This window comes from Bradyrhizobium sp. YR681 (assembly GCF_000282615.1).
Classification (GTDB): Bacteria; Pseudomonadota; Alphaproteobacteria; order Rhizobiales; family Xanthobacteraceae; genus Bradyrhizobium.
In genome coordinates, this window is record NZ_AKIY01000094.1 from 1 (window position 1) to 4,674 (window position 4,674).

At 65.3% G+C, this 4,674-nt stretch carries 4 protein-coding genes and 1 pseudogene; 3 read left to right on the forward strand and 2 right to left on the reverse strand.

Going from position 1 to position 4,674, the window contains the following annotated elements; translation table 11 throughout:
- From uvrA to PMI42_RS10380, 3 genes are all read left to right on the forward strand, one after another.
- Positions 1-2,209: excinuclease ABC subunit UvrA (uvrA, locus tag PMI42_RS10370; protein ID WP_008133343.1), on the forward strand; the 2,209-nt coding region annotated here is incomplete at its 5' end.
- Positions 2,210-2,256: 47 nt separating this feature from the next.
- Positions 2,257-2,826: a DinB family protein gene (locus tag PMI42_RS10375; RefSeq protein ID WP_008133345.1), complete on the forward strand. Its 570-nt coding sequence runs from the start codon at positions 2,257-2,259 to the stop codon at positions 2,824-2,826.
- Positions 2,827-2,836: 10 nt separating this feature from the next.
- Positions 2,837-3,487, forward strand: coding sequence for an HAD family hydrolase (locus tag PMI42_RS10380; protein WP_008133347.1), 651 nt, complete (start codon positions 2,837-2,839; stop codon positions 3,485-3,487).
- 67 nt (positions 3,488-3,554) lie between these two features.
- Here PMI42_RS10380 and PMI42_RS10385 read toward each other — a convergent pair whose 3' ends face one another.
- Together PMI42_RS10385 and PMI42_RS10390 are read right to left on the reverse strand one after the other, a co-directional pair.
- Positions 3,555-3,782: a hypothetical protein gene (locus tag PMI42_RS10385; RefSeq protein ID WP_008133348.1), complete on the reverse strand. Its 228-nt coding sequence runs from the start codon at positions 3,780-3,782 to the stop codon at positions 3,555-3,557.
- A 94-nt stretch (positions 3,783-3,876) separates the two neighbouring features.
- Positions 3,877-4,644 (reverse strand): annotated as a pseudogene (locus PMI42_RS10390) (beta-propeller fold lactonase family protein); the annotation flags it as partial.
- Between the last annotated feature and the right edge of the window lie 30 nt (positions 4,645-4,674).

Below are 4,674 nucleotides of genomic sequence, written 5' to 3' on the forward strand. Positions count from 1 at the left end.
GGCTGCTGCTGCGCCTGCCGAAGAGAAAAAGAAAACCGCAAAGATCCATGACAAGAGCGGCCCCGAACGCATCCTGTTCTCGGAAAAGTTCGCCTGCCCCGTGTCCGGCTTCACCATCCCCGAGATCGAGCCGCGGCTGTTCTCGTTCAACAATCCCTACGGCGCCTGCCCCGCCTGCGGCGGCCTCGGCGTCGAGCAGCATGTCGACGAAGACCTCGTCATCCCCGACAAGGAGCTCGCCATCGGCAAGGGTGCGATCGCGCCCTGGGCCAAATCGTCGTCGCCCTACTACACACAGACGCTGACGGCGCTCGGCAAGCACTACAAGTTCACGCTGACCACCAAGTGGAAGGATCTGCCGAAGAAGACGAAAGACGCGATCCTCCACGGCTCGGGCGAGGACGAGATCAAGTTCTCCTACGAGGACGGGGTGCGCTCCTACGACACCAAGAAGCCGTTCGAGGGCGTCATCACCAACATCAACCGCCGCTATCGGGAAACCGAGAGCGAGTGGGCCCGCGAGGAACTCGCGAAGTATTTTCACGATGTGCCCTGCGGCGGCTGCAACGGTTTCCGGCTGAAGCCGGAAGCGCTTTGCGTCAAGATCGGCGGCAAGCATATCGGCGAGATCTCCGAGCTGTCCGTGAAGGGCGCCGGCGCGTGGTTCGAGACCGTGCCTGAGGCGCTGAACGCGCAGCAGAACGAGATCGCCGGACGCATCCTCAAGGAGATCCGCGAGCGCCTCACCTTCCTGCTCGACGTCGGCCTCAACTACCTCACGCTGTCCCGCTCCTCCGGCACGCTGTCGGGCGGCGAGAGCCAGCGCATCCGCCTGGCCTCGCAGATCGGCTCGGGACTGACCGGCGTGCTCTACGTGCTGGACGAGCCCTCGATCGGCCTGCACCAGCGCGACAATGCGCGCCTGCTCGACACGCTGAAGCGCCTGCGCGACCTCGGCAACACCGTGATCGTGGTCGAGCATGACGAGGACGCCATCCTGCTCGCCGACCACGTGCTCGACATCGGCCCCGGCGCCGGCATGCATGGTGGCAACATCATCGCCGAAGGCACGCCCGCCGAGATTATGCGCAACCCGAAATCGCTGACCGGCAAATACCTCACCGGCGAGCTCGAGGTCGAGGTGCCGGAACGGCGTCCGCCGAACCATCGCCGCACCATCAAGGTGGTGAACGCGCGCGGCAATAACCTCAAGAACGTCACCGCCGAGATTCCGCTCGGCCTGTTCACCGCGGTCACCGGCGTCTCCGGCGGCGGCAAGTCGACGCTGCTGATCGACACGCTCTACAAGGCCATCGCGCGCAAGCTGAACAATGCCAGCGAAGGCGCCGCCCCGCACGACCGCATCGAGGGTCTCGAGCACATCGACAAGATCATCGACATCGATCAGTCACCGATCGGCCGCACCCCGCGCTCGAATCCGGCGACCTATACCGGCGCCTTCACGCCGATCCGCGAATGGTTCGCCGGCCTGCCGGAAGCGAAGGCGCGCGGCTACGAGCCCGGCCGGTTCTCCTTCAACGTCAAGGGCGGCCGCTGCGAGGCCTGCCAGGGCGACGGCGTCATCAAGATCGAGATGCACTTCCTGCCCGACGTCTACGTCACCTGCGACGTCTGCAAGGGCAAGCGCTACAACCGCGAGACGCTGGAGGTCCTGTTCAAGGGCAAGTCCATCGCCGACGTGCTCGACATGACCGTCGAGGAAGCCGCTGAGTTCTTCAAGGCGGTGCCGCGCGTGCGCGAGACGTTCCAGACCCTGCACCGTGTCGGCCTCGACTACATCCATGTCGGCCAGCAGGCCACCACGCTGTCCGGCGGCGAAGCCCAGCGCGTCAAGCTGGCAAAGGAGCTGTCCAAGCGCGCCACCGGACGCACGCTTTACATCCTGGACGAGCCCACCACAGGCCTGCACTTCCACGACGTCAAGAAGCTGCTGGAAGTGCTGCACGAGCTGGTCGCGCAGGGCAACACGGTCGTGGTCATCGAGCACAATCTCGAAGTCATCAAGACTGCCGACTGGGTCATCGACCTCGGCCCCGAAGGCGGCGACGGCGGCGGCGAGATTGTCGCCTGGGGCCCGCCGGAGGATATCGCGAAGGCGCCGCGGAGCTATACGGGGAAGTTTTTGGCGCCGGTGCTGAAGAAGGCAGGTAAGCCGAAGCGAAGGAGCACGAGCGAGGCGGCGGAGTAGTCTAGGGGACCCAATCCGCCGACGCGTTGATCCAAGGGAGATCAAGCTTGTCCGCTGGCCTTGTGCAAACCTACCGCGCCTTCGCCTACAACAATGCCTGGGCAAACCACCGGCTGCTCACGGCCTGCGCCGCTTTGAGCCAGGGCGATTTCGAAGCGGAGCGGACCGGCTTCTTCCCGAGCCTGCAGCGCACGCTGAACCACATCCATGTCATCGACCTCTTCTACGTCGATGCACTGGAGGGTGGATGGCTCGGACCGGCGGCCTGGAAAAACGAGGTGCCCTTTCCTTCCCTCACCGCGCTGAAGCCTGCGCAAGCCGCGATGGACAAGCGCTTGATTGCCATCTGCGATGCGCTGACGCCAGCGGGGCTCGATGACATCGTCAAGATCAACCGCGATACGCGCGTGCAGACCGAACGCCGCGACCGGCTGCTCATGCATCTCTTTCAGCACCAGATTCATCATCGCGGACAGGCGCACGCCATGCTGTCCGCAACGGCCGTCCCGCCACCGCAGCTCGACGAGTTCTTCGCGGAGGGAGAGGCACCTCTCCGGGCCACCGAGTTCGCCGATCTCGGCTGGACCGAGGAGACCATCTGGAAATCCCAGGTGTAACGACTTCTCCATGCCCTACGCCCTCGCCATCTTCGATCTCGACGGCACGCTGGCCGACAGCTTCCCGTGGTTCCTGCGCACCATCAACGACATCGCCGACCACTTCGGTTTTCGCCGTGTCGCGGATGAGGATGTCGAGGCGCTGCGGCATGCTTCGACGCGGGAGATCCTGCGCCGGCTCGAGGTGCCCTTGTGGAAGCTGCCGGCGATCGCGCGGCATGCGCGGCGGCTGAAGGGCGAGGCGGCGGCGGAGATTTCGCTGTTTGCGGGCGTCGAGGCGATGCTGCGGACGTTGGCCCGCAACGGCGTGCAGCTTGCGCTGGTGACATCCGACAGCGAGGCCAATGCGCGGGCGAAGCTTGGTGATGCCGCCGCGCTGTTTTCGCATTTCGACTGCTCGGCATCGATCTTCGGCAAGCCCGCGAAATTTCGCCGGGTCATGCGACGTGCGAGCGTTGAGCCGGGCAAGGTCATCGCGATCGGTGACGAGGTCCGCGACATCGAGGCGGCGCGGGTCGTGGGGATCGCCTGTGGCGCGGTGTGCTGGGGTTATGCGGCGCCGGCGGCGCTGCGGGCGCATAAGCCCGACCACACGTTCGAACATATGCGCGACATTTCAGATACTTTACGCGGAAACGTAGGGTGGATTAGCGAAGCGTAATCCACCACTGTTCGCATCCGCGGAGACAAAAGAGGTGGGTTACGCTTCGCTGACCCACCCTACGAACCTACACGCCGCCCCGCGGCGGCTCGTGCTTTTCCAGCGTCTGCGCGATCCGCTCCAGATAGCCGTTCATCCGCCGGGTCTCGGCGACCTGCTGTTCATAGAGATCGATCAAGGACACGCCCGACTTGCCGCGCGCCTGCATGCCCTGCCGCTTTGAAAACCAGAACCACAGTCCGATCAACACCACAAACGGCAGCCAGGCCATCGCGAGCTCAACCCATTTATTCATTGCCTGCGTCTCCACGCGGCGCGCATGCCGCGCCCCCATCTATCCCAGATAGCATCTGTCGGCGCAGGGCAACATCAGGTTCGATGGCAATCCCCTACTCCGTCCTCCGCAAAAACGCCCCGAACGCCCTTGGGCCATCGCCGGTCTTGACCTCGCCGATCTTCTTCAGCTCGGCGGCGTCGATGATGTCCAGCGTGTTGCTCTCCCAGCAGGCGACGATGACGCGCTTGCCGTCGGCGGTCGCGGCAATGCCTTCGGGATAGTCGCCGACATTGATACGCTTGACCGGCTTGAACGTCGCGAGGTCGAACACGCTGACGGTGCCGCCATATTGGTCCGTGACGAAACCGCGCCCCTGCGCCAGCGCCACCGCATAGGGGCGCATCCCGACCGGCACGCGGCCGATCTCGTGGCCCGCCGCGATGTCGATCACCGAGACGTCGTCGGAACCGACGTTGGCGGTATAGGCGCGCTTGCCCTCGGCATCGATGGTGACGCCGAACGGGCGCGTGCCGACCTTGATCACCGCCCTGCGCTCGCGCGTCGCAATGTCCACCACCGAGACGCTGTCGTCGTCGCGGTCGGCCGAGAGCAGCAGCTTGCCGTCGGGCGTCACCGCAAGTCCCGACGGCGAGGCGCCGACCGCGATGCTGGCGGTGACGCTGCGGCTTGCCGTGTCGATCACCCGCACCGCCGCCGCATACCAGTCCGCGACATAGACGGTGCGGCTGTCGGGCGCCACGGCAATGCCGAGCGGCCCGCCGCCGACATCGATGCGGCCGGCGACCTGACGCGCTGCTGCGTCAACCACCGTCACCGCCTTGGCGTCGGGGCTCGTCACATAGGCAAAGCGCCCGTCCGCGCAGCGTCGCGACCATCAGATCGTCGCTGA

What these genes read in the sequence shown, in the direction of transcription:
- PMI42_RS10385 (WP_008133348.1), bottom strand. Translation starts at nt 3,782, where the DNA reads ATGAATAAATGGGTTGAGCTCGCGATGGCCTGGCTGCCGTTTGTGGTG.
- PMI42_RS10380 (WP_008133347.1), top strand. Translation starts at nt 2,837, where the DNA reads ATGCCCTACGCCCTCGCCATCTTCGATCTCGACGGCACGCTGGCCGAC.